Source organism: Deinococcus terrestris, from assembly GCF_009377345.1.
GTDB classification, from domain to species: domain Bacteria; phylum Deinococcota; class Deinococci; order Deinococcales; family Deinococcaceae; genus Deinococcus; species Deinococcus terrestris.
Genome location: NZ_WBSL01000009.1, coordinates 57,781 through 82,001 on the forward strand (window position 1 = coordinate 57,781; position 24,221 = coordinate 82,001).

The following is a 24,221-nucleotide window of genomic DNA, read 5'->3' on the forward strand; positions in this document are numbered from 1 at the left end:
CGACGAAAGGCAAGGGGTTAGGCCCGCTCCGACGGCAGACTTTCCAGAGTGGCCGGAAGGATTCCCCCCAGCGCCACCCACGCCGAGAGCAGGTCGTCGGGCGCGGGGGCGTGAAGGTGCAGCGCCTCGCCCGTCGCGGGGTGGGGCAGCGTCAGGAAATGGGCGTGCAGGGCGTGTCGCCCGATGGCCTGACTCTCCCGCCCATAGACGGGGTCGCCCAGAATCGGACTGCCGAGGTGCGCGAGGTGGACGCGAATCTGATGGGTGCGGCCGGTGCGCGGCTGGGCACGGACGAGCGCCAGCGTGCGCCCGTGCCCGTCCGGATGGGCCTCCAGCGGGGTAAATCGGGTCTGCGCCTCGCGGGGATTGGCCCCGCCCACCGTCATCCGCTGCCGGGCGGTGGGATGGCGGCCGATGGGCGCACTCACGTTGACCGGCCCGTCCGCCTTCCACGTTCCGGCGGCAATCGCCAGGTAGGTCTTGCGGGTGTCGCGGTCCTTGAAGGCCGCCGCGAGCCGGGCGTGGGCCTCCACCGTCTTGGCGACCACGATCACGCCGCTGGTGTCTCTGTCCAGCCGGTGCACGATGCCGGGGCGGTAACCGTCGGGTCCCTCGGCGCCGGGCTGCTCGGGGAGGGTCATGCGGCCCAGCAGCGCGTTCACGAGCGTGCCAGAGGTGACGCCGGGGGCCGGGTGGGTCACCATGCCGGGTGGCTTGTTCACGGCGATGAGGAAGTCGTCCTCGTACAGCACGTCGAGGGGCACCGCTTCGGGGGCGACGGTCGCGTCGGGTGGAGGGGGTGGGCGCACGGTCAGGGCCTCGCCGCCCCTGAGCTTGAGGCTGGCTTTGGTCGCAGGTTGCCCCCCCACCGCCACATGCCCACCCGCGATCCACCCGGCGACCTGCGAGCGGCTGACCCCGGTGAGGTCGGCGAGCACCGCGTCGAGGCGGCCCGGCGCGGCGGTGAAGGAAAGCGGCTCGGTCACGCGGGGCAGTGTAAATCCTGGGGGAGCTAACCCTCGCGGGCCAGCGCCAGGGCTTCCAGCGCGTCGGCCAGCTCCGCGACAGACAGGCGGCCCGAATCCAGTTCGAGGTTGGCCCCGGCCCGCAGGAGGGGTTCGACCGTCTCCAGGTAGCCCAGCACCTCCGCCTGCTCCGCTTCGGTCTTGCCATAGGGATTGTCCGTGCGCGTCCGCAGCCGGGCGAGCAGCACGTCGGCCGGGGCGCTGAGAAGGACCACACGGTCGAAGCTGTCGTAAAAGGCGCCCTGATTGGACTTGCAGCCGCACACGAACAGGGGACGCGCCTCTTCAGCGAGCAGCGCCCGCATCGGCCCTTCGCGCCAGATCCAGTCGGGCTGGCCCTCGGCGTCGGTCGTCCACTCCGACCAGTCGTCGGTATCGGTGTCCACGGCTCGGAAGCCGCGCCGGGCGAGTTCGCGGACCACCGACGACTTGCCGGTGCCCGACATGCCCGTGATCAGGACGCGCCGCATGTGCCCGGCCACAAGGCAGCGAAGGAGACGCCCTTCACCGAGACTCGGCCTTGAGGGGCGGTACCCGCAGCCCGCCGCGCCCGTCCCAGCCCTTGAAAGCGTAGAAGCGGCCCGGCTCGCCCGTGCGGAGGTAGTCCAGCAGCGGCTCGCGCATGGGCGGGGACTCCAGCAGTTCCATCGCCTCGTCGGGGGTGCAGAAACGGGCCTCCACGATGAAGCCGTCGGGGTCGGCGGGGTTGAGAAGGCCCTCCCAGGTGGCCTCGAAGGCGACCGCAATGGCCCGCTCGCCCCGGCGCTCGTCCTCGATATGCACCGTGTAGACCATGTGCTTGATGCCGGTAAGCTTGAGGCCCGTCTCCTCCACGATCTCGCGGTAGAGGGCTTCGAGCAGCGTCTCGCCGGGTTCGACCACCCCGCCGGGCAGGGTGTGGCGCACCCGTCCGAGGCCCTGCCAGTCGTTGCCGACGAGCAGCACCCGCCCGAAGCGGTCTCGCAGCACCCCGGCGGCGACGAGGAGGTCACGCCGCGCCATCGGGGGCCTCCGCGAGGTCGAGCAACTGCCGCTCGCGCTCCTGCCGGGCCAGGGCCGCCACGACGGGTGCGAGCCCCCCCGCGACCACGCTGTCGAGGGCGAAATTCTTGACCTCCCCCTCCAGGCGGTGGTCGGTCACGCGGTTTTGCGGGTAGTTGTAGGTGCGAATCTTCTCGCTTCTCTCGCCCGTGCCGACCTGCGCGGCGCGGGTCTGACGTTCTTCCGCCTCACGCGCGGCCCGCTCACGCTCAGCGAGGCGAGCCGAGAGGACTTGCAGCGCCTTTTCGCGGTTCTTGATCTGCGAGCGGCCGTCCTGGCAGACGACCACGATCTCGTCGGGCGTTCCGGCACGGTACACCGCCCGCACCGCCGAGTCGGTGGTGTTCACGCCCTGCCCGCCCGCCCCCTGCGAGCGGAACACGTCGATGCGGACCTCCGAGAGGTCGAGGGTGACCTCGCCCGTTTCCACCTGTGGCAGCACGGCGACCGTCACCGTGCTCGTATGGATGCGGCCCTGCGACTCGGTGGCGGGGACGCGCTGGACCCGGTGGACACCGCGCTCCCACTTCAGGGCGCGGAAGGCGAACTCGCCCGTCACCTCCGCGACCACCCGGCTCGCCCCGCCCAGGTCGCTCTCGGAGGCCTCCAGCACGTTGAGTTTCAGACCCGCTCCCTCGGCGTAGCGGGTGTACATCCGCAGCAGGTCGACCGCGAAGAGGCCCGCCTCCGCGCCCCCGGCCCCGGCCCGCAGCTCCAGAATCACGTCGCGGGCGTCGTCGGGGTCGGTGGGAAGGAGGAGCACTTCCAGCTCGGCGTCCAGCTCGATCAGCCGCGCGGTGAGGCTCTCGACCTCCCCGGCGGCGAGTTCGCGCAGTTCGGGGTCGGCCAGCAGCTCGCGGGCCTGGGCGAGCGCCCCCGCCACTTCCGCCCGCTCGCGGTGCAGGGTCACGACCGGAGTCAGTTCGCGGTGACGGCGGGTCAGGCGGGTGTACTCGGCGGGGTTGGCGAGGACAGAGGGGTCGCCCATCGCCCGCTCGATATGAGAGAACTCGGCCGCCAGTTCCTCCAGGCGGCCGCCCTGGGCACCGCTTACCACGGCGGCCCAGCGCAGAACAGAACAGGGGTGGACACAGGCTTCATGGGGGCAGTCTACTGTCCGGCCCCCCGCGCGACCGGAAGGCAGGCAACAGGCCCGCAGCGTGCACACTGAAGCGGTGCAGACTGAAACAGCGAACAACGGGGGAACGCGGCGGGTGACGGTAGGGCTGCTGGGCTGCGGCACGGTGGGGCAAAACGTGCTGCGCCTGCTGGAGCGGCGGCGGGGCGTCTTCGCCTCCATGGGTGTGGAGGTCGAGGTCGCGGGCGTGCTCGTGCGCGACCTGACCCGAGAGCGGGACGTGCCGCCAGGAACGCCCCTGCGCGACGACCCCGCCTTCTTGCAGGAGTGCGCGGTCGTCATCGAGGCGCTGGGAGGCATCGAGGCGCCGCTGGCGCTGCTCTCACCCTACCTGCGAAGCGGGCGGCCCGTCATCACCGCGAACAAGGCGCTGCTCGCCGAACGCTGGGACGACCTCCGCGAGCACGCCCTCGCCGGACGGCTCTACTACGAGGCGGCGGTGATGGCCGGAACGCCCGTCATCGGCCCGATGAGCACGGTGCTGCGGGCGAGTACCTTCATCCGCCTTCAGGCCGTGCTGAATGGGACCTGCAACTATGTCCTCTCGCAGATGGAGGCCGGGAAGCCCTACGCCGACGCCCTCGCGCAGGCCCAGGCCCTCGGGTACGCGGAGGACCCGCCCACGCTGGATGTCGGCGGCTTTGACACCGCCCACAAGCTGACCGTACTGGCCCGCTTCTGTGCCCACGGGGACTTTCCGTATTCGGCGGTGGACATTCAGGGCATCGAGGGCGTGACGCTGGAGCACGTGCAGGAGGCGAAGGCCGCCGGGCAGCGCATCAAGCTGGTGGCCGAACTGAGCCCGGATGGGGACGGCTGGCACGCCCAGGTCGCGCCCCAGCGCCTGCCCATGACCCACCCCCTGTGCAACGAGGGAGCCAGCCGCAACGCGCTGGTGTACGAGGGCGAGGAATGCGGGCCGCTGATCTTCGCCGGGGGCGGGGCGGGTGGGATGGTCACCGCTTCGGCGATGGTGGGCGACCTGCTGGACTGGGTGATCGGCTTTCCGGGGCACGTGCCGCTGCACTGAGCGCGTGGGAAAGCGAACAGGACGCCGCATCAAAACGGCGTCCTGTTCATGGTGGTGGAGGCTAAGAGATTCGAACTCTTGACCCTCCGCTTGCAAAGTCTAAATAGGGGTGTTTCGGCCTGTTCTCCACTTTTCGTCCTGTCTCGTTTTATGCGTCCTGGCGCGGCTCCCTTGCCCGGTCAACTTTCCGCTTCGTTCATAGAATACCGCTGTATGCTTCCCCGTTTTGGGGATGTTTTGGGGATGAGGCGCAACGCCAGAGACAGAATGAAACGCAGTGGACATTACTGCCCCCTAGCGGGTAGGATGTGCCGCAATGAGCGCCAGGACACGCGGAGATAACACGGGGAACACGCTTGAGGCGTTTTCCCTTTCCGCTATTCCCGTATTCCATAAGGTCCGCCTTATGGAGCGGGGACACATCCGGCGGCGGATTGTGGCGGGGGACGGTCCCGGGAACCTCGAGGAAATCCAGCAGGAAGTCAGGACATTTACTTTCCCCGGTCCGGTGGGGGCCTGTTCCGCCGAGGGACTCGAGTTCCCGGACGCCGAGCAGGACCGGGCGCGAGTGCTGGCGCAGGTGAATGGCCCCACCCAGAGCGATAAGTTTTATTGGACCTGCAAACAGGTACGGGCGGCAATTCCCATTCCGACAAACGCCCGCGTGTGGGGCATGTGGCGTACTTCGCCCCGCCGAGCTGCTCGGAAGTGGAAGGCTCGAGCCTTCCCACTGTTTAACCGCCTCGAGGTGTCCACCGGGCTGCTGTTAGAGGCGGCAGACGCCCTCAAGCTGAGTAAGCAGGACCCCCAGGGGACAAACTCCCCAGCGGCTTATCTGGCCGCCTTCCCCGCAGAAGTCATGAACCGGGTTAGGGGAAACTCCCCCAGGTGGCGGGGGGCGCAGAATCACAAGCGCAGGAACTACGCCTATACGCGCCGCGCTATCAAAACTCCGCCCCGCCCCCGCCCGGTAGTAGTGGGGCGGGCACAGTCGCGGATTCGGCAGATATTGGGATGCGATTCGCCGGGGGCGTATGCCCGGGCGCACCTCACCCTTTCCCGCGCTGCGGTGGGTAAACATCGCACGCTGGCCCACCTTGCCACGGCATTTATCCGCCGGGTTCGGCAGCTTGCCCGAGTTGACCTAAACGCCCTCCGGGTTCTGCTCCGCACACTCCGGGAACTCCGCGCCGAGTTGGGTACGTTTGCTGGATACGTCGGGCAACTGTACGCGGAAACCTTCCGTATCTACCTTGAGGCTCTCTCTAAGCGGGAACCCCCCGCCGAGCAGGTCCCCCGCCCCCCGGACCTGCTCCCGCTCCCGCCCGCTGCTCCCCTAGCTCCCCCCGCCGCATAACTGGCGGTGGGCCTCCCGCCTCGAGCGCCTCCGGCTGCTCGGCGTGGCCCCATTAGCTCCCGGAAACGGGACGCCCTCTATTCCTTGCCCGCATGACGGGGAAGGGGGTCCCCCCTTTTTCTCGGCGCGGCTCAGAGAGGCGCAGTTATGACGATGACCCCCGCGTTTCGGGCCTTTGTTGCCCGCGAGTTTCACACCATTGACGAGGTTGCCGAGTTTGCCGGAATCGGCAGAGGGACCACCTATAAGGCGTTTCACGCCGGGGACCTCAAGGGCAAGCGGTACGGGCGGAGTATCAAAATCCGCACCCTTGACGCCCTGGCGTGGGCGGGGATTGACCCCGCCGAGCTGAGCAAAGTCGAGCGCCAGGACGCCGAGGAGCAGAAATGAAGCGGCCCCCGGTGAGGGGGGCGGCGCGGGATGACGTGGGCAGCGTCCCCGCCAGTGTACGGAACTCCAGCGGCATGCGGCCCCACGTCCGCTCTCGGCTCGGGTCGCTGGCTCGGGAGTGCGTCCGGAGCGCCGAGGCCGGGGAGCTGACCGGCGCGGCCCTGGCGTTGCTCTCCGCCCTGTCTGACCTCGGGGTGAGGTCGGGCGGGGTGGGCGCATGACCGGCGCGGGTGACGCGCTCCGGGCGGCGTATGGTGCCCCCGCAAACGCCCCCGCCGAGCTGCTCCGGCTGGCCTTCCCCGGGTGCGAGCCGAGGCCCGCCGGGGACGGTTCCGGGGTGATGTGTGACCCCCGGGGCGGGGAGCACGCCGAGCGCACGCCCTCCTTTACGTTCTGGCGCGGGGAGCAGGACGGCGGAGCCATGTTCCAGCGGAAGGGGACCGGCGAAACCTGGAACGCCCTGCAACTGCTCGAGCAGTTCGGAAACGGCGGCGCGGGCATGAGCCGGGCGGACGCGGCGGCCCTGCTGATTTCCCGGGCGGGCCTCGAGCGCCAGGACGCCGAGCAGGGAAACAGCTTCCGCCCCGGGGTCCGGGTGGGAGCGCCGAGCCTCGGGAAGCGCCTCCGGGAGCGCCAGGGGCAAGCGGTCCCCGTAGACGCACATAAGGCCCTGGTGGGGTGGGAACCGCTCAAGCGGTGGCACGCCGGGGAGGATGACCCCGGCCCCGCATGGAAGGCACTCGAGGGCCGGGGGCTGCTCCCCGCCCTGGCGCTCGGGTTCCTCGAGGCATTCCGCCGGGACCCCCGGGGGCGCGGGCAGGGTTCCCGCTTGCTGACCCCGGAGGCCCTGGCGTTTAAGATCCGGGGACCGGAGGCGGGCACGGTGGCCGCCGTGAAGTACCGGAATCACGGGAGCGCCGAGCAGCTCGGGGCGGCGGGCCTAGACCGCTACGTGTACGCCAAAGGCCACAAGGGGACCCCCGCCCACACGTCCCCAGGCCTGACGGCTCCCGGGACTTCCGCCGAGGTATGGACGGAAGGGGAGCTAAACGGCGTGGCCTTCATGCTGGCGCTCGAGGCGGCGGGCCTGTCCGGGAGTGTGGGCGTTCAGGGCATGGCGGGAGCAACCGGAAACCCTCACGTCCTGCATGACCTCACGGGCCGCCGGGTGTTCATTTATGCGGACCCGGACCCCGCCGGGGAGCAGGCCCGGACCCGGTGGGCGCGGCTGGCCGTCGAGGTGGGCGCGGTGCCGTACATGCTCCCACCCTTTACCCCCGGGGACCCGGGGGCGGACGCGGCGGACTTCCTCGGGCGGCTGTGGGACCCCGGAACACCGGAGGGGGAGCGGGCCGGAGCCGAGGTGCTCGGGGAATGGCTCTCCGCCCACATGCGGGACGCCGAGCCGTGGCAGGACCCCGAGGCGGGAGCCGGGAGCGGAGCCGAGTACGGGGAAGGGTTTCAGTCCTGGCCCTACAAAATCGAGGGCGGACAGGTCGGGAAGCTCAAGCGCAGTCAGGACAGCCCGGAGGACGCTTTTGAGTTCCGGCCCCTGCTCGGCTTCACGGCGCGGATTGTGGCGGAGGTGCTCCGGGACTCCGGGGACGGGAACCCCCTCCGGGTGTTTCAAATCGAGGGCCGGACCCCCGAGGGCCGCCCCCTCCCGGCGGTGGAAGTCCCCACGGGGAAGTTTTCCGCGATGGCGTGGCCTCTCGAGCATTGGGGCGCAGACGGTTTCGTTTACCCCGGCTCGAGCGTGAAGGATGAGGCGCGGGCGGCGCTGCTGAGCCTGTCGCGGGCCGCCGGGATGGACCGCCGGACCGTCTACACGCACACGGGATGGATCCACCTTCCGGAGCATGGCCCGGTGTTCCTGACCGCCGGGGCCTGTATCGGCTCGGCGGGCACGGTGCCCGGGGTGGGGGTGTCCCTGCTCGGGAAGTTGCGCCACTACGCCCTCCCGGACCCGCCGGAGGGGGACGCCGAGCGGGAAGCGGTCCGCTCCGCCCTTGAGCTGCTCGAGCTGGGGCCGCCCTTCCTGCTGTTCCCGCTGCTCGGCGGGGTGTTCCGCGCCCCGCTCGGGAACGTCCGGTTTTCCGAGTGGCTCGAGAGCCGGACCGGGTGGGGAAAGTCCACCCTGGCGGCGGTCCTCCAGAGTTTCTACGGGACCGCATGGATAGAGCACTTTCCCCCGGCGGACTTTCAGAGCACAGACAACGCCCTGACACTCGGCGCATTCCTGGCGCGGGACGTGCTGTATGTGGCCGATGATTTCAAGCCCGAGGGGAGCCGCTCCGATGTGGACCGGGCACACGCGGCCCTGTCGCGCTTCCTGTCCTCGGCGGGGAACGGCGCGGGCCGGGACCGTATGACGGCGGACGCCCTCACGGTCCGCCAGGGCTACTACCCCCGGGGACTGGTGCTGGCGACGGCGGAGCAGGGACCCCGCAAGCATTCCGACGTGGCCCGGACCGTGGCCCTCACGGTGCCCGGTCCCCTGTTTGGTCCCGGCGGACCGGCGGACGGCTCGGCGCGATTCGACGAGGCCCGGAGGAACGCCGAGGGAGGAACGTATGCCCGGGCTATGGCGGGGTTCCTCCGGTACGTGGCCGCCCACTTCCCGGCGGTCACGGGCGCGGCCCTGGCGGAGCGCGTGGCGCGGGCGGCGCGGGACTTTCCCGGCACCCACGGGCGGACCGCTCAGAATGCCGCCGAGCTGCTCGAGGGCTGGCGCGTGTTCCTGTCCTATGCCCGGGACTGCGGGGCGGTGTCGGAAGCGGAGGCGCTCTCCCTCGGGGAACAGGCGGCGGAGGCCCTCCGGGATACCTCGGCGGGGCAGGCGGCGGCCCTCGAGCATGTGGACCCCGTGACCCGCTTCCTCCCGCTGCTCTCGGGGCTGCTCCGCTCGGGAGCGGTGTTCCTCCGGGATGCGGACACGGGGGAAGCTCCTGGGTCGGACCTCGGGGCGGAGAGTCCGGACGCTCCGTCGGCGGGCTGGCGCTGGCGGCCCTACGGGGACCCCGCCGAGGGGAAAGGCACATGGGAGACACGCCCCGGCGCGGTTCCGGTGGGGTTCCTCGGGGAGTACGGCGGGCAGACATACGCGCTGCTCGAGGCGTCCGCCTATGCCCAGGTCAACCGGGCCGCCGAGGGGGAAGGTCACGGCCTCCCGGCTCCCCGGTCACTGTGGCAGGGCCTCCGGGACCGGCACGCGCCGAGCGGGGACATGGTGGCGGAGTCCGGGAAGGCCACTTACCGGCGGGGCGTGTATGGGTGCGGGCCAAAGGAACGCATTCCCTTTTATAACTTTCTGTGGCCCCTCCCACTCCAGAAAAGGGACGAAAGGGACACCGAGCAGGAAACGCCCTCCCACACGGGGAAAAGTGGTGTCCCTTTTCATCTCTTAGATAAGGGACACTTCTCTAGAAAAGGGACACCACTCCCGGATTCTCCCTCTAGCACGGCCTTTTCTGGTGTCCCTTTTCTCCCCTCGGCGGAAACAGCCGTCCCTGACGCGGAAACTTCCGAGGAAGCGGACGCCCTCGAGGTGTTCAGCGTATGAGGGCCGCCGAGGTTCCCGGCTTCCTGGCGGAGCTGGCGGCGCTCGGGGTGGCGGTTGAGCCGGACGGCCCGGACTCCCTCCGGGTCAAGGTCCCCCGGGCGGTGGTGAGTTCCGCCGAGATAGCGCGGCGGGTGCGGGCCGCTAAACCGGCCCTGCTCGAGCATTTTGCCCGGGCCGCTGCTCCCGCCGAGGGAGAAACGGGTGGGCGTGGCCTCTCCCCTGCTCGGCGTCCTGGCATTCCGGAGTGGGAAGGCTCCCCCGAGGTGTACGGCCCTGACGCCCTCCCCCGGAAGCACGCCCCACCCCCTGAGCAGGCCCCGGAGGACCGGCCCCACGTCTCTCCGGTGAAGCTGTGCGGCGGCTGCGCTAGGTGGTCCCCGGACGTTCCCGGAGCGGAGGGCGGGAGCTGCTCGGCGGGGTGGGCGGCGCATGACCTCCCGCCCATGCCGGAACTCGGGCCGCTTCCCGTGACCTCGAGGGGGTCCCGCTGTTGGGCATGGGGCGGGAAGGGCTGGCGGAAGGCGGTCCGGGCATGAGGGCGGCACGCTCCCGCCGAGCAGCTCCGGCAGTGGTCAAAACTGGTCATTTCCCGGACGCCCCCTCCCCCGCCGGGTACGTCCTGGCCCTGGCGCTGGCCCGCTCCCTCCCCATGCTGGCGGCCCTGCCGGTCCTGGCCTTCCTCCGCTCGGCGGAACCGGGTCCCCGGGAAGTCCGGGAGGCGCGGGCGGCCCTCGAGGGCGCGGGGTTGCTGCTTCCGGGCGGCAGTCTGACCGCCGAGGGAAGGGAAGCGGCGCGGGAGGCCCTTGCAACCCTGCTCCCGTAAACGGCAGTTTCGGGGAAGGTTTGGGCACGTTTGGGAAGGTTTTGGCACACGTCACACGCCCCGGAAGGCGTCCCCGAGCGGTCCGGGCAGCTCCCGGCCCCCGGGACCCCCCCCGGGTCAGAAAGGAAGGTGGGCAGAGTGAGCGGAAGGAAGCGCCGGAAGGCGGGCACAGTGGAGGAAGCGCGGCGGATTCTGTGGCGAGCACTCGAGCGGGCCGGGGCGCTGGCGGACGCCGAGGAACAGACGCCCGGAGACACGCTCCGGGTGCTTCATGCCGTGTCTCAGGGAGTGGCCGCTTACGTCCGGGTGTGTGAAGTGGCGGACCTCGAGGCCCGGCTAGAGGCTCTCGAGCGGGCCGCCGAACGGGAGCCGGAGGGCCAGGGCGGGGAGAAAACAGGTCCCCGGCTCGGGAAGGGGGCCGCGTGACTGCCTCCCGCCGGAAGCGGCTCGGGGTGCTTGAGCAGGCCCACGCCGAGCGGGAGGAAGCGCGGATAGAGGCCCTGTCCTCCCGAGCGGCTCAGTCCATGACCCCAGCGGAGCTGACGGCCCTGCTCGGGCACATGGACTGTATGGACACGCGGGAAGGGCGGGCGGCAGTGAGGCGGCTCCGGGCATGGGGTGAGACGGTCCCGGAGATACGGGACGCCCCGGACCTCGGGGAAGCGGGGCGGGCATGGTGGGAGAGGAACGTGAAGGCCCGCACCCCCCCGGACCTTCCTCCCTCGGCGGACGCCCTGGCGGACCTCGAGCGGTACGCGGGCCAGTGGCGGGAGGTGGCCGCCCGGGGGGACTGCCCCGAGCAGGACGCGGCGGAAGGGCTGGCGGCGCTATGGGCATGGTGGGCGGCCCTGGCCCGGGCGCTGCTCGGGGACCTGACGGCCCATGAGCAGACCGGGAAGGGTGGGGGATTGAATGACCTCGAGTGTTAACCCTAGAGTAAACAGTGTGCCGAGGGTGTTACAGGCCAAACGGTCCGGAGACACCTCAAGCATGGTGGTCCGGGACCTGCTAGAGATGCGCCGAAAGGGGCAACGGGAAGCGGTCACGGCAATCATTCGCATGGTGCGGGACCTGAAAGAGCACGGCAGAGAAAGCCGCTACGCGCTCCCCCTCAAGGGCACACCTGTGTGGGAACTCAAGACCCGCTCGAGGGGCGGAGAGAAGGGAGGGGCGCGGGTGTATTTCTTTTGGACACAGGACGGGGTGCCCACGCTCTGCGGCGCGGAGGTCAAGGAAGGCGATACCCCAAGCGCCGGACTGCTGAAAGAGGCCCTCCGCGCCGCCCTCGGCAACAGGAAGGGGGAGACATGAAAACGGCTCAGGAATGGAAAGACACCCTCAACCTTGATGACCTCCCAGACGCGGAACTGCTGGCCCTACTGAATGAGGCGGAGGGCATGGAAGCGGCCCCCCACACGGCAGATGAGGCGCTGGCGGCGGGGCTTGCCACTGAACTTGACCCCCACACCCTCGAGCAGCACATAGAGGAACTGCACACGGCGGAGACAGTGGGCGCGGCCCTGTCTGCCGCCCGGGGTGCTCGGCACCTCGCGGCCCGGGAAGTGGGGCGGCGGCTCGGGGTCAGTGGGGCGCGGATTGTCAAACTCGAGCGGGGCATCAACGCCGAGCTATTCACCGTGGGGCGCTACGCCGAGGCGGTGGGCTACCGGGCCTGCCTGACCCTGAAACCCCAGGAAGGCGGCGGTCCTGTCATCAGTGTTCCGCTAACTGCCCCCGGGGGGGTCAAAAAGCCCCCGCACCTCTGACCCACCCCGCTCCTCAACACTTTTCAACAGTTGCCCCCGCCCCCCCGGGCGGGTTTCGGCTTTTTTCGGCCTCCCGTCTCCTCTCGGCGGAGGGTGTCGGGAAACTCCCCGAGCAGGACCGGGGGACGCCCTCCCCGTGGGGGCCTTCCGGCACGGCGGGAGTGTCGGGAAACTGCCGGAAGAAACCCCCGCCGGGTGCCGTCAGAAACCCCACGCCCATCCGGGCGGCGAGCCGCTCCCACACGGCCCGGAGGCCGGGGTCTCCCTTCCGCCAGAAAGTTCCCGGGAGGTCCGGAAGAAACTCCCCCACGTCCTCCCTGACGCGGGCACGGTCCCGGCAGCACTTCACTCTCTGGCGTTTTTAGGGCCGCCGGACGCTCTCCCCATCCCTGACCCCGCTCCGGCCTCCGCTGGCCCATCCTGACCCCTTTCCGGAGCGGCGCGGGCTTGTCCCTCCCCCAGCAGTCCGCCGAGGGGGAAGGCGGCCCGAGTTTCCCCCCTTTTATGGGTGTCAATTCTGTCAGGTGCGCGGAGCGGTTTTTCTGTCCTGCTCGGCGTTCCCCGGTTTCTGACCGGAACACTTACGGAATACTGTTCAGCATGAGCAGAGGGCCGGGGCGGGTCATGGTGGCGTTACTCGAGACGCTCGAGCAGGATTGCTCCGGCATCTCCGGGGAGCTGGCGGCGCGGGTGGGGAGCAGCTCGGAAAGTACGCGCCGGGCGCTGCGGAAGCTGCGGGCTTCCGGGCGGGTTGCCCTGCTCGGCGTACAGGCGGACGGGGCGCGGGTGTGGTTTGTGCCGAGCGCGGCGCGGTTCCTGGCGCTGCTGTACCGGGACCGGCTCCGGCAACCCTGAGCGCGGCCCGGAACAGGCGAAAAGATACGAAAGTTTGCCCCCCATTCCGGGCAGTCGGGAGGTCGCGGAAGGCGTCCCCGTGGGGGTTCCCGGCCCCCGTTCAAGCTTTCACCCCCGGCCCCCTGAAACTGGCGACAGCTCGAGCACCCTCCCGCCCCCGCGTCCCCGTCCTGGCGCATGTCCCCACCCTCCGGAAGCTGTCGCGCCGGATTCTGCAAGGGGTTCCCGCCCGGGCGGATTCTGCAAGGGGTTCCCCGGCGGGGCGCTGAACTGTCATGGGGTCCCGCCGAGGTGTAGAACCTCCCCGGACGGTTCCCCCGGTTCCGGGACCTCCATAGGGTTCCGGGCGCTCTGGTTTCTTCATGGGGTCCCGCCGAGAGAGGGAAGGCCCTCCCCACCCCGGCCCCCGCCTGGGCTGCTCCCCCGTGGGCGGAAACCTTAGCCACTCTTAGCCACCTTCCGCCGGTCCCCCTCCCGGTGTCCTGGCGCTGCTCGGCAGTCCGGCCCCTACACGCGGGGAACCTCACTTTTCTCTAGCACCCGGAAGCAGGCACGGGGCGGGAGGGCTGCCGCGCCCACACGCGGGCGGTCTGAGGTTTGTCTAGTTTTTTCACCCTGGCACGGGTTAACACCCCGGGCACTTTTTGCCCCTAGCGCGGGCTAGCGTTCCGGGTATACGCCGAGCAGCAGAAGGCCCGCCGCACATGCTGCCCGCTTTGGGGCACGGGCGCGACATACTGACCCGCGTGACCCCCGAGCAGTTTGTCAAGACTTACGGCGCTCTGAGCGTGAATGAGCGGAGCGCGGCCCAATCGCACTTCATAGACCTCTGCGCCCTGCTCGGCGTCCCTAACCCAGTTCAGGGGGACCCGAGCGGGGAGACGTACCGCTTTGAAAAGCCCGTCAGCAAGATCACGGGGAAAAAGGGCTTTGCGGACGTGTGGAAGGCGGGCGCGTTCGGGTGGGAGTACAAGGGCAAGGGGGCGGACCTGAAACGGGCCTATGAGCAGCTCGTTTCCTACCGGGAGGACCTGCAAAACCCGCCCCTGCTTGTGGTGTCTGACATGCACACGGTAGAGGTCCATACCAACTTCACGGGGACCCTGAAGGCAGTCCGGCGGTACACGCTCGAGGACCTGTTAGACGAAAGCAAGCGGCTCGAGCTGCGGAAGGTGTGGACCGAGCCGGAAGCGTTTAACCCCTCGGCGCAAGCGGCGGACGTGACCGAGGCCGTTATGCGCGAGCTGGTACAGGTGGGGGACGCGCTCAAGGAACGCGGGGAGCAGCCGGACGACGTGGCGCATTTTCTGGTGAAGTGCGTGTTTACCCTGTTTGCCGAGGACGTGGGCCTGCTTCCCCGGAAAACATTCGCGCTGCTCCTCGAGGCCGCCGAGGAACGCCCGGAGGACTTCCGGGAGATGGCCGGGGAGCTGTTCCGGCTGATGAAGGGCGGCGGCTTGAGCGTGGTCGGGCGTATTCCCCACATCAACGGCGGCGTGTTCACGAATCCTGCCGCGCCGGACCTCCGGCTCCCGGATGTTCAGACCCTCCAGCGGGCCGCCCGGCGGGACTGGCGCAAGCTCGAGCCTGCCATTTTCGGGACCCTCTTTGAGCGCGTCATTGACCCGGACAAGCGGAGTCAACTCGGGGCGCACTACACGCCCCTGGCGGACATTGTGGACGTGGTAGAGCCGGTCATGCTGGCCCCGCTGCGGGCCGAGTGGGAGGCCCTCCGCGCCGAGCTGGTCCCGCTTATGGAGCTGGCGGAGGCTGCCGAGGCTGCCGCCGGGGGACTGTGGGAGGCCGCCGAGGGGAAGGAACGGGCGGCGGTGGTGGAAAAGCTCCGGGCCTTTCAGGACCGCCTGGCAGCGGTGACGGTGCTGGACCCCGCGTGTGGGAGCGGAAACTTTCTCTATACGGCGCTGCGGCTGCTGCTGGACCTCGAGGCGGAAGTCAGGGCCACCCTCCGGGGCCTGACCGGGCAGGCGCAGCCCGTGAAGGTGTCGCCCCGGCAGATGCGCGGCCTCGAGCGCTCCGAGTACGCGCATGAAATCGCGGGCATGGTGCTGTGGATTGGCTACCTTCAGTGGCTCTCAGAACATGGGGAGAACCTCCGGGACCGCTCCCCGGTGCTGGACGCCCTCCCCGGCCTCGAGAACCGGGACGCGGTGCTAGACGGGGACCGGGCGGCGGCGTGGCCTCCCGCCGAGTTCATCACGGGAAACCCGCCCTTCCTCGGCAATTACAAGATGCGGGAGGAACTCGGGGGCGAGTATGCCGAGACACTCCGGGCGGCCTACGCGGGCCGGGTGCCAGGGTTTGCGGACCTTGTGGCGTACTGGTTTGAAAAGGCCCGGGAGCAGATAGAGCAGGGGCACACGCGGCGGGCGGGCCTGATCGCTACGAATAGCATCCGGGGTGGGAAAAACCGGGTGGTGTTGGAACGGATCGCGGAAACGGGCAGCATTTTCCGGGCGTGGCCGGACCGGGTATGGATTCAGGACGGCGCGGCGGTCCGGACAAGCATTGTCTGTTTTGATGACGGCTCCGAGCAGGCGCGGGTGCTGCTGAGGCACACGGGGGATGAGGACCGGCCCGAGCAGCGCGGCACCGAGGCGCGGGAGGTGGCCGTGATTCACCCGGACCTGACCTCGGCGGCAGACTTGACGGCGGCGCGGCGGCTGAGGGAGAACGCCGGGAAATCCTTTGAGGGCGTGAAACCCGCCGGAAAGTTTGACCTTCCGGGCAGCGTGGCGCGGGAGTGGCTGGACCTTCCAAACCCCAGCGGCTTGAGCAATGCGGACGTGCTGAGGCCGTATGTGGGCGGGGATGACCTGACGGACCGGAATAAGGACCGCTACACGGTGGACTTTAATCAGATGCCGTTCGAGGTAGCGGAGCAGTACCGGCGGCCCATGCGCTATTTATCGGAAGAAGCAAAAGACAAGAACGGGAAGACGCCGAAAGATTCCAAGCGGGAGAAATGGTGGCTCTATGACCGGGCGCGGCCTGAGCTGAGGGCCGCCCTCGAGCCGCTTTCTCGATTCATCGCCACCCCACGCCATATGAAGCACCGTTCCTTTTCGTGGCTGACCCCCGGCTGCATTCCCGGTGATGCCCTGACGGTCATCGCCGCTGAGGATGACCTGACTTTCGGCGTCCTGAACAGTTCCCCGCATACGGCGTGGGCGCTCCGTATGGGAACCTCTCTCGAAGACCGCCCGCGCTACACGCCCACAACCTGTTTTGAAACCTTCCCCTTCCCCCGCCCCAGCCCCGAGCAGGCGGAGGCCATAGCGCAGGTGGCGCGGTTCCTTGAGACGGCGCGGGCCTTTCTGCGGACCAAACGGGACCCCAAACAGAAAGCGAACGCGGGGACCTCGGAACAGGACAAGACCCTGACCCTGACCGGGATGTATAACCTCCTCTCCGATTACCGGCAGACGGGGCAGGAAGTGGTGACGGGGCTGGCGACCCTGGCGGACGCCCACGACACCCTAGACCGGGCCGTGAGCGCGGCCTACGGGTGGGAGTGGCCTCTAGACGAGGATGAGATGCTCTCCCGGCTGCTGGCCCTGAACCTCGAGCGGCACGCGGCGGAGACGGCGGGGAGTGCCGAGGCAGGGCAGGCACGGGAGACGGCTCCCGCCTGAGCCACAAAAGGCCCCGCCTCCGGAGGGGGAAGCGGGGCCGCCGAGGGAAAGGGCTACGCTTCCGCTCTGCTCGGCGTGACCTGCCGGACCTCCCGCCGCATGACCGCCAGGGCCTCCCGGAGCCGCTCCCGGGAGCGGGTATCTGCCGGGTCCGCCAGGGCCTCTACCGCCAGAGAGAAGGCATGGTGAGCGCCGAGGAAGCAGGTCAGGGCGTGCAAGCTCGGGAAGCTGTTCAGCGCGGCCCCGGCGGTTTCCGGGGTCAGGGTCCCCGCGTCCGCCCCCTCGAGGAAGCTCCGGGCCTCGGGGGTTCCTTCCGCCATGTGGTCCCGCTGCGCGGCGGCGTAGGTGATGAACAGGACGGCGGCGCGGTGGGGGTCCTCCGGCTCATGCTCGAGCAGGAACAGCAACAGGACCCGGGACAGGCTGGCGCACGCGGCCCCGTACAGGAAGGCGGGGGACTCGGGCGCGTCCCGGGCGTCCCTGACTTCTCCCAGCGCGGCCCCGAGTAAATCGAGGGCGGCGTGTACCTCGGCGGGACTTCCGGCAGAAATGGGCATGTCCCGGAGCATGTTCCCAATGGTGGGCGCGTACCGCTCGGCGTGCTCCCGGGCGGCGCGGCGGTGGGCGGTGTCGGCTTGCTGCTCGGCGGTCAGGTAGGGGACGGTGTCTGTCTCGAGTGGGGTCATGGTGGGGCCGTCCTTTTTGGAGGGGAGTGCTGCCGAGTTCTGGAGCCGGAAAGGGGCCGCCGCGTTCCCAGCATTTTCCCGGCGGGAGGGTGAAAAGTCGCTCCCCGTGGGCCTTCCTTTCCCGGGAGTGTTCCCGGGTGAGGTCACGCCGAGGGAAGGAAGGCGGCCCTTTTTTAAGGGGGGATTTCTGTTTCCCCCCTGGCGGGGAGCGGCTCCGGCGGGCGGCAGTCACGCGGGCCGCCCGAGCGGGACGGGGAGCGGGACCCCCTCGAGCTGCTCGAGCGCCTCGAGCACTTCCCGCAGGACGCGCACCGTCCGGACCGGGAGCACGGCGGGCCTATACCCCTCGGCGGTCAGGGTGAGGGTGCTTCCCTCGAGAAAGGACGCCCCGGCGCGGCGCTCGAGCTGCTCGGCGTCCCGGAGGGAGAGGTCCGGCGCGTTCAGTTGCCAGTGTGTCCCCGGCGGGACCGCGTACACGCCCACCCGCCCCGCGTGGTACGCGCCGAGCATCAGGAAGCGCGGGAGGCCAGGGAGGGCCGCCGTTTTCACGGTGGACAGGTCCGCCCCGGTGGGGAGCAGGGCCGGGAGGCGTTTCGGGTTACGGACCCGGAGCAGCTCGGCAGGGGCGCTCATGCCTGCCCCCGGGTGCGGGAGAGCAGGACGCCGAGGGAGAGAAAGGCCAGGGCCGGACCGCACACAGCAGCGGCATACGCGGCGGGGGACTCGCTTCCCGCCAGGACGTAACAGGCGGCGGTGAGGGTGAGCAGCAACAGGGGGAACAGGTTCCGCATGGTATGACCTCGGCGCGACCTTCCGGAAGCAGGGGGAGGGACAGACCTCCCCCCTGCCCGGTCAGGCGCTCATTCCCCACTGGCCCCGGGCGTAGCTGCGGACCGTGTGGGCGTCTTCGGCGGAGAGCAAGGCCAGGGAGGGGACGGGGCGCTCGAGCACCTCGGCGGCGGTCGCGTAGTGATTCCGGAACCCGAGGCGGCCCAATTCCCGGTGAAGCTCCCGGGCGGCGGCCTTCCCGATGACCGGGGGCAGGGTGCGGGCAGCCTGTTGCATGGCCTCCCACGCGCTCACCCCCTCGGCGGTCAGGCGGGCAACCTCGGCGCGGCGCTCGGCACGGCGGGTCAGCAAGGGGGCGGTGGGGTCAGTGGCAGGGACTTCCGCCAGGACGGTCACGCGGTCCGCCCGCTTGAGGATGGCGAGCGCGTCCGCCAGGGGAGCCGCTTCCCCGTCCACTGCCGCCAGGATTCCGGCGGGGGTACGGGTGAGGGTTACGGTCCGGGTGACGGTGCCCCAGTTCTCCCCGTAGGGGCGGAGGTCGGCGGCGGCCTCGAGGGTGCGGGAGGCCAGGGGACGGGCGGGGCGTAGGGTGCTAGCGTGCATGGTGCTTCCTTTCGACTGCTCGGGGGGAGTCAGGGGGCGCTTTCTCTTGGCCGGGTGAGCGCCCTTCCTGCTATGAATATAGTAGGTGATTCATCTACTGGAAGTCAATAGATGAATCACCTACTATAAAACTATGACCACTCTTAACCCCACGGAGCAGAGGCTCAGAGAGCAGCTTGAGAAAGCACGCCAGCAACGGGGACTAACTCACGCGGCCATAGCAGAGAAATTGGGTATTAGACCGCCCTCAGTAACAGTCATCCTCACTCGTCGTAGTGGGAAAATTCCTCAGAGTCTTATAGACGTTTTGGATGCTCTAGGTCTGGAGTTAATCGCACAGCCGAAGGAGCGCGATGCGTAATGATGAATCGAGTACTTGTTGCAAGCTTTAAACAGGTGACTGATAATGCATGATGCGGAAAACCCAAATCAAGTGTTCTTGAGGCTAAATGGACTGCCTTCAGATCACGAACCCCCTCCCGATGAAACGTTTTTCTTTTTAGATGGCATGGGCCAATGGAAAATTCATGGCACAAACTTGGATGATCGTTTACAGTCAGTAGCCTCTGATATTCATATAGCTTTGGAAGCTATATTTTTAAATGATGCAAAAGCGTACCTAGTGTGGTCGAGTCTGCCGACATTCATTTTAGGTGGCGGCTTCCATGCAGACGTTGCTATATCAAGGGACTCTTTTACCAAAATGATAAATATCTACTTTGATTCCATTAACGATAACGAACAAATGAAATCATTTATTAACAGCTTTATGTATCTATCAGACCTCCAACGTTTAGTGTCGAACATTCAAGAATGCAACGATGAGATATCACAACTACGGGGAGAGTTTTACAGATCTTTAAACTTGGATGATTTGAGAACTGCCGCCAAAGACGGTGTTGTTTGGTTGAGAAATCCCACAACCACTAGAATACATGCTAATTTAGGTTTTATCTATATAAGAATGTATAGCTTGCTTGACTATATAACAAAGCTTATGTATGAAGTACAACACTTCCACAGTGACTTCTCAACTTATCCCGTAATGAAATCTACCAAAATACAATTTGGTGACAAGAAAAAGGTCGATATTGATCAAAAATATGGGACAGTGTTTGGCAAATCTGACACAATATCGGAAATAGAAACGTTGAGGCATCATCTCATACATGATGGTTTTTTTGATGAATTCCCAAGAGTCTATATAAGATTCGATAATTCGATACAGATAGAAAAGTTCATCTTAATGCCTGATATGATATCTGGCCGTTTGACCAAATTTAAGAATAGACGATTGTTTTACGGCTCAGAAGTGAAATGGAATCTTCGCTTACCAGCCCTAATCGCAGACTTTCAACTCTTACAAGTCAACACTCTCCTAATCATTCTAGAGAATTTACGTAATCTAGAGCAGACACTAGCTAGATCATCTAAATAATCGGAGAGACGTAGGCCCTTCCCGGTCCCCAGTCCACCCGCCCCCGGCCTTCCCGGGGGCCTTTCCATACCGGCGGGAATGTCAGGTTTTATCAGGTTTTGGCCCGCTCCCGCCTCGGCGTTTTTCCCGTGTGGGCGCGGCCCGGGGAGTCTCCGGAGCTGCGGGGGCTGCGTAGGGCCTGACCCTTTCGGAAAATAGAGAAACTAGCTCCGGGACCGCTCCGGAAATCCGGAAACCCTCCGCCGAGGGGAAAGCATGGTCCGCCTAGGATGCGGTCATGATGCGAGCCGCAGACTTTACCCCGGGGCGTTCTCCGGAGCCGGACGCCGAGGCGCAGGAATGGGAGGCGGCGGACCTGTCGCCCACGCTGGCCCCCTATGACTGGGGCGCGGCAGGGGAGCCGGACGGGGAAACGGTGCGGTACGTCCCCGGGGTGGGATTCGTGGGCGCTGACCCTTAGCGTTCCTGAGTGCTGTTCCCCCGGTCGGGACCCGGTTTTCTGTCCCTGGCCCGGGGGCCTCCGGGGTCCCGCTCCCGGCCATTTCGAGCTGTGTCCCGTTTCTTTTTGGCGGGTGTCCCTTTTCTCGGCAGCTTAGAAAAGGGACACCTGTTTTCCCTCTCCCATACGGCGAAAAGTGGCATTTTCGGGCCTTTCTGCTTCGGGAGAAACGGGACACCGTTTTTTGCCGTCCCACACGATGAAAAAGGGTCGGGTGTCCCGTTCGTCCCGTTTCTTTTGCGAAAAACAGGACCCCGATATTTTTTTGCCTCGTTTCGTTTCGCTTCCCCCCCCGGACCTGGGCACCCGGGGGTCGGGAGGGGCAGGGGCTAGTACGCTCAAGGCATGACTATGGAAGCGGGGAAGTACACGGCGCGGGTGACGTTCCGGGAGCTGCTCGAGGCGCGGGGGCTGACCGCGTACCGGGTCGCCACTGAGGGCCGGGGGACGGTTTCGCGGAATGCCGTGTATGCCCTGGCCCGGGGGGAGGCGGACCGGGTAGACCTCGGGACGCTCGGGAAGCTGGCGGACGTGCTCGAGCGGCTGACCGGGGACCGGGTGACGGTGGGGGACCTGCTGACCCTCGAGCGGACCCCATGACGGGGGGCAAGCCCCGCCGGAAGCACGGGGACGGGAGTTACCGGGTCCTCCCCTCCGGGCGGGTGGAGTGGCGCATTTCCGCCAAAGTGGGCGGGAAATCTAAGACGCTGACCGGCACGGCAGACACGGAACCCAAAGCGCGGGCGGTGGCTCGGAAGGCCAAAGTAGACGCCGAGGCGGGGAGGCTGGCCCTAAACCGGACCGTGACCCTCGGGGCGTACCTCGAGGGGTGGCTTAAGGGCCGGGATGGGATTTCCGAGAGCACCCGGCGGAAATACGATGACCTCTTACGGCTGCATGTTCTCCCGGAAGCGGGGGCGCTGAAACTGGCGGCAGTGAACGCGGCCACGCTCCGGGAGTTTTACGGGCTGCTCCGGGAGGGGGACCCGGCCCGGAAGCGGGGGGCGCTCGGGTATTCCTCCCGGCGGCAGATACACAACATTCTTCACGCGGCGCTCGGGCAGGCAGCGGCGGACGGCCTGATTCCCGGGAACCCGGCGGCGGTGCCCGGAGTGCGGCCCACTCAGGCGGCGCGGGAAGTGGAGCCGGTCCGGGCCTTCACGCCCCTTCAGGCGGCCCGCTTCCTGGCGGTAGCAGACGCCGAGGGGGAAAGGACCGGGCAAGTTCTGGCCTTCCTGCTGCTGACCGGCATGAGGCGCGGGGAGGTGCTCGGGCTGCGGTGGGAGCATGTCACCCTCGGCGGGAAGGTCCCGGCGCTCCGGGTGGTGATACAGCGGACCGTGAGCGGGTCCCGGGTTTTCGAGGGGCCGCCCAAAACGCGGCACGCTCGGCGGATGGTCCCCCTCTCCCCGGAGGCCGTGACACTGCTCGAGCGGGTCCGGGCCAGGACTGCCGAGGAACACGCGGCCCTGTACCCGGACGCCCCGGCGTCCCCTTACGTGTTCCCGTCCCTCCGGGGCGGCCCGTATGACCCCAGCAACTTCACGCGGGTCATGAAGCGGGTGTGTCAGGCGGCAAAGGTCCCCGTCCTGGCGGTGCATGACCTCCGGCATACCTTCGCGTCCCTGGCGGCCTTCCGGGGGATACGGGTGGAAGTCCTGTCCCGGATTCTCGGGCACAGTGACCCGGCCTTCACGCTCCGCCAGTACCGGCACCTCTACCCGGAGGAACTGGCCCCGGTGTCCCTCGAGCTGCCGCCGGTCCCGGAGGACGCCGAGGGGGAAGGCGGGGAGGCGCTCGGGGCGCTGCTTCCGCCGGAGGCCCCGGCCCTCGCGTCCCCAGCCCGGCGGAAACGGAAGGGCCTCGAGGCGTGAAGGGCGTCCCGGAGCGGCCCGAGCAGCTTCCGGAGCGTCCGCCCCGTCCCGTCCCGTTCACTGCATAACGCCCTGTTTTGGGGACGTTTTGGGGACGCGGGCCTTTTTTGGGGTGCGGGAGCGCGGGAGCCAAAAGAAGAAACGCCGTACTAGACGGCGTTTCTGTTGGTGGAGGCTAAGAGATTCGAACTCTTGACCCTCCGCTTGCAAAGCGGATGCTCTCCCGCTGAGCTAAGCCCCCTAGCGGACTTGAGGACTATAGCGTGGAGTGCTCCAGAGCGCAACTTTCCAGAGAACAGGCCTCTCACACGAATGGGAGGCCTGTGTCCAACGGGGATTTTGTCCAACGCCGTGTCCAATGGCTACGCCGCGTCACCCCCGACAGGCTTTTCTATTGGCAAAAGATCAGACAAGTTGACCGCTGCCTGCCGCCGCTCCTCGCTATGTACCGTCCGGTAGATGTACAGGGTGGTCGAGAGCTTGGAGTGCCCCAGATTTTTGGAGATGGCGTCCGCCTGATCCCGATTCCGCGCCAATGCCAGTGAAGCGAGGGTATGCCGGAGCCCGTGGACAGGTATGCGTCGAATCTGGGCCTCGTCGCAGTAGGCATCAAGGTAGCGCTTCAGGTTCTCCAAGTTCAGGCGGACACCTGACAAGCCCGTGAACACATGTCCCGTCTCCACCCACTTCCCTGCTCTTTCAGGGCCTGCTGCTGGGCCTAATGTTCCTCCAGAAACTTCCAGGATTCTTCGGACAGGGGTAGCACGCGGGCACCGGCGGTGGTCTTGGGCGGGCTCACGTGCAGCTTGCCCTTGATCGCTACTAAGGACTCCTCAACGACGATGTGAGGGTGATCCCCCTCCAAAACCACCTTGGCCCAGCGCAGCCCGCAAGCCTCGCCCCGGCGCAACCCGGTCTGAAGGATGAACAGGAAGATTTGACCGAAAGGGTGACGGCGCCACAGGCAGTAGGCGGGTTACCTCCTGTGGGGTGAGTGCCTTGCCCTGGGGGTGAGTCTTAGGCTTACGAATCGGCTCGGGCTTGATGATGTCGCATGGGTTCTGCCGGATGACCTACATGTACAGCGCCTCCTTTAACGCGCCGTTCAGAACGCAGTGAATCTGCCGCTGGAGCGACGCACCTACGTCCTTGGCATTCAAGAGCCTGTAGAAGACATGGAGGTCAAGGCGACGCACCTCTTGGAGTTGTTTCCGGGCCAGCGGTGCCGGACGAATGTGCTTCTCGAGCAGACCTCGCCAATTGGACACGCCGTTTAGGGATTGAGCGACACGGCCTCGGGCAGCGTGGAGACGCGAAAAAATGGAGATGGTATGGCTAGATACCGTCTCCGCCACAGTTTAGGTCGACGGACCGTCATCCGTCAGCTCCACCGCTGGGCCAAACGGCATTTCAGTGACCACAAGCGGTTCAAGCACCAGAAGCTCAGTGATGCGCTGCTGGTGGCCTTGCTGCTCAGCCGTCTCGTCTTCAAGCATCCGTTCCCGTCGATTTGGTGGCAGATGCTGAGGGAAGACCGCTGCGGTCTTCCCTCGTATACCCAGGCGTACACCCGTGGCCTCCGTCTCCTGGACCGCCTCGAAGCGGTCGTCAGCCCAGCCAGACGCTGCACAGAGGTCATCATCGACTCGATGCCGCTTCCGGTCTGCCGTCCTAAACGGGGGAAACGCTGCG

Annotated in this window: 24 protein-coding genes, 1 tRNA gene and 1 pseudogene; 16 read left to right on the forward strand and 10 right to left on the reverse strand. The window is 67.4% G+C overall.

Annotated elements, in window-relative coordinates; all coding sequences use genetic code 11:
• Positions 1–17: 17 nt before the first annotated feature.
• Genes F8S09_RS14105 through prfA form a run of 4 tightly spaced genes read right to left on the reverse strand, consistent with a single transcriptional unit; the run spans position 18 to position 3,123 of the window.
• On the reverse strand, positions 18–986 hold the full coding sequence (locus tag F8S09_RS14105; protein WP_322618845.1) for an RluA family pseudouridine synthase: 969 nt from the start codon (positions 984–986) through the stop codon (positions 18–20).
• A 26-nt stretch (positions 987–1,012) separates the two neighbouring features.
• Positions 1,013–1,495: an AAA family ATPase gene (locus F8S09_RS14110; protein WP_152872116.1), complete on the reverse strand. Its 483-nt coding sequence runs from the start codon at positions 1,493–1,495 to the stop codon at positions 1,013–1,015.
• Between the two features lie 34 nt (positions 1,496–1,529).
• Positions 1,530–2,027: an NUDIX hydrolase gene (locus F8S09_RS14115; RefSeq protein WP_152872117.1), complete on the reverse strand. Its 498-nt coding sequence runs from the start codon at positions 2,025–2,027 to the stop codon at positions 1,530–1,532.
• The gene (prfA, locus tag F8S09_RS14120) at positions 2,014–3,123 is read right to left on the reverse strand and encodes a peptide chain release factor 1 (protein ID WP_322618846.1); all 1,110 of its coding nucleotides are present in this window, start codon (positions 3,121–3,123) and stop codon (positions 2,014–2,016) included. The genes F8S09_RS14115 and prfA overlap by 14 nt, the downstream gene beginning before the upstream one ends.
• Before the next feature lie 157 nt (positions 3,124–3,280).
• Between prfA and F8S09_RS14125 the strand changes: the two genes are divergently transcribed.
• From F8S09_RS14125 to F8S09_RS14175, 11 genes are all read left to right on the forward strand, one after another.
• The gene (locus F8S09_RS14125) at positions 3,281–4,234 is read left to right on the forward strand and encodes a homoserine dehydrogenase (protein ID WP_322618847.1); all 954 of its coding nucleotides are present in this window, start codon (positions 3,281–3,283) and stop codon (positions 4,232–4,234) included.
• 1,504 nt (positions 4,235–5,738) lie between these two features.
• The gene (locus tag F8S09_RS14130) at positions 5,739–5,981 is read left to right on the forward strand and encodes a helix-turn-helix domain-containing protein (RefSeq protein ID WP_152872118.1); all 243 of its coding nucleotides are present in this window, start codon (positions 5,739–5,741) and stop codon (positions 5,979–5,981) included.
• Complete coding sequence (locus F8S09_RS14135; protein WP_152872119.1) at positions 5,978–6,202, forward strand: hypothetical protein; 225 nt, start codon at positions 5,978–5,980, stop codon at positions 6,200–6,202. The genes F8S09_RS14130 and F8S09_RS14135 overlap by 4 nt, the downstream gene beginning before the upstream one ends.
• A complete protein-coding gene (locus tag F8S09_RS14140; protein WP_152872120.1) occupies positions 6,199–9,543 on the forward strand; it encodes a hypothetical protein in 3,345 nt (1,114 codons plus the stop codon). Before F8S09_RS14135 ends, F8S09_RS14140 begins: the two co-directional genes overlap by 4 nt.
• A gap of 532 nt (positions 9,544–10,075) precedes the next feature.
• Entirely contained in the window at positions 10,076–10,366 is a 291-nt protein-coding gene (locus F8S09_RS14145; protein ID WP_194165361.1) for a hypothetical protein, read from the forward strand.
• A 138-nt stretch (positions 10,367–10,504) separates the two neighbouring features.
• Complete coding sequence (locus F8S09_RS14150) at positions 10,505–10,792, forward strand: hypothetical protein (protein WP_152872122.1); 288 nt, start codon at positions 10,505–10,507, stop codon at positions 10,790–10,792.
• Positions 10,789–11,295 carry a hypothetical protein gene (locus F8S09_RS14155; protein ID WP_152872123.1) on the forward strand — a complete coding sequence of 169 codons (507 nt, stop codon included), beginning with the start codon at positions 10,789–10,791 and terminating at the stop codon, positions 11,293–11,295. Before F8S09_RS14150 ends, F8S09_RS14155 begins: the two co-directional genes overlap by 4 nt.
• Positions 11,296–11,356: 61 nt before the next feature.
• The gene (locus tag F8S09_RS14160; protein ID WP_152872124.1) at positions 11,357–11,677 is read left to right on the forward strand and encodes a hypothetical protein; all 321 of its coding nucleotides are present in this window, start codon (positions 11,357–11,359) and stop codon (positions 11,675–11,677) included.
• Positions 11,674–12,132 (forward strand): helix-turn-helix domain-containing protein, encoded by a 459-nt coding sequence (locus F8S09_RS14165; RefSeq protein WP_152872125.1) that lies wholly within the window; start codon positions 11,674–11,676, stop codon positions 12,130–12,132. The genes F8S09_RS14160 and F8S09_RS14165 overlap by 4 nt, the downstream gene beginning before the upstream one ends.
• 600 nt (positions 12,133–12,732) lie before the next feature.
• On the forward strand, positions 12,733–12,987 hold the full coding sequence (locus F8S09_RS14170; protein WP_152872126.1) for a hypothetical protein: 255 nt from the start codon (positions 12,733–12,735) through the stop codon (positions 12,985–12,987).
• Between the two features lie 746 nt (positions 12,988–13,733).
• The gene (locus F8S09_RS14175; protein WP_152872127.1) at positions 13,734–16,640 is read left to right on the forward strand and encodes a class I SAM-dependent DNA methyltransferase; all 2,907 of its coding nucleotides are present in this window, start codon (positions 13,734–13,736) and stop codon (positions 16,638–16,640) included.
• A 53-nt stretch (positions 16,641–16,693) separates the two neighbouring features.
• Here the strand turns inward: F8S09_RS14175 and F8S09_RS14180 are convergent, their stop codons facing one another.
• From F8S09_RS14180 to F8S09_RS14190, 4 genes are all read right to left on the reverse strand, one after another.
• On the reverse strand, positions 16,694–17,326 hold the full coding sequence (locus tag F8S09_RS14180; RefSeq protein ID WP_152872128.1) for a hypothetical protein: 633 nt from the start codon (positions 17,324–17,326) through the stop codon (positions 16,694–16,696).
• A gap of 228 nt (positions 17,327–17,554) precedes the next feature.
• A complete protein-coding gene (locus F8S09_RS14185) occupies positions 17,555–17,959 on the reverse strand; it encodes a hypothetical protein (RefSeq protein ID WP_152872129.1) in 405 nt (134 codons plus the stop codon).
• Positions 17,956–18,117, reverse strand: a complete 162-nt coding sequence (locus F8S09_RS17725) for a hypothetical protein (protein ID WP_194165362.1) — start codon at positions 18,115–18,117, stop codon at positions 17,956–17,958. Before F8S09_RS17725 ends, F8S09_RS14185 begins: the two co-directional genes overlap by 4 nt.
• A 61-nt stretch (positions 18,118–18,178) precedes the next feature.
• A complete protein-coding gene (locus F8S09_RS14190) occupies positions 18,179–18,718 on the reverse strand; it encodes a hypothetical protein (RefSeq protein WP_152872130.1) in 540 nt (179 codons plus the stop codon).
• 406 nt (positions 18,719–19,124) lie between these two features.
• Between F8S09_RS14190 and F8S09_RS14200 the strand changes: the two genes are divergently transcribed.
• The 4 genes from F8S09_RS14200 to F8S09_RS14215 all read left to right on the forward strand — a co-directional run bounded on the left by F8S09_RS14200 (position 19,125) and on the right by F8S09_RS14215 (position 22,529).
• A complete protein-coding gene (locus tag F8S09_RS14200; RefSeq protein ID WP_152872132.1) occupies positions 19,125–20,156 on the forward strand; it encodes a hypothetical protein in 1,032 nt (343 codons plus the stop codon).
• Positions 20,157–20,433: 277 nt separating this feature from the next.
• The gene (locus tag F8S09_RS14205; RefSeq protein ID WP_152872133.1) at positions 20,434–20,616 is read left to right on the forward strand and encodes a hypothetical protein; all 183 of its coding nucleotides are present in this window, start codon (positions 20,434–20,436) and stop codon (positions 20,614–20,616) included.
• 384 nt (positions 20,617–21,000) lie between these two features.
• Positions 21,001–21,255: a helix-turn-helix domain-containing protein gene (locus F8S09_RS14210; RefSeq protein WP_152872134.1), complete on the forward strand. Its 255-nt coding sequence runs from the start codon at positions 21,001–21,003 to the stop codon at positions 21,253–21,255.
• The gene (locus F8S09_RS14215; protein ID WP_152872135.1) at positions 21,252–22,529 is read left to right on the forward strand and encodes a tyrosine-type recombinase/integrase; all 1,278 of its coding nucleotides are present in this window, start codon (positions 21,252–21,254) and stop codon (positions 22,527–22,529) included. Before F8S09_RS14210 ends, F8S09_RS14215 begins: the two co-directional genes overlap by 4 nt.
• Before the next feature lie 166 nt (positions 22,530–22,695).
• Here F8S09_RS14215 and F8S09_RS14220 read toward each other — a convergent pair.
• Both F8S09_RS14220 and F8S09_RS14225 read right to left on the reverse strand, forming a co-directional pair.
• Positions 22,696–22,770 (reverse strand) — tRNA-Ala (locus tag F8S09_RS14220).
• 121 nt (positions 22,771–22,891) lie between these two features.
• Positions 22,892–23,197: a tyrosine-type recombinase/integrase gene (locus F8S09_RS14225; protein ID WP_194165363.1), complete on the reverse strand. Its 306-nt coding sequence runs from the start codon at positions 23,195–23,197 to the stop codon at positions 22,892–22,894.
• Positions 23,198–23,860: 663 nt separating this feature from the next.
• Between F8S09_RS14225 and F8S09_RS14235 the strand changes: the two are divergent.
• A pseudogene (locus F8S09_RS14235) lies at positions 23,861–24,221 on the forward strand (IS982 family transposase); the annotation flags it as partial.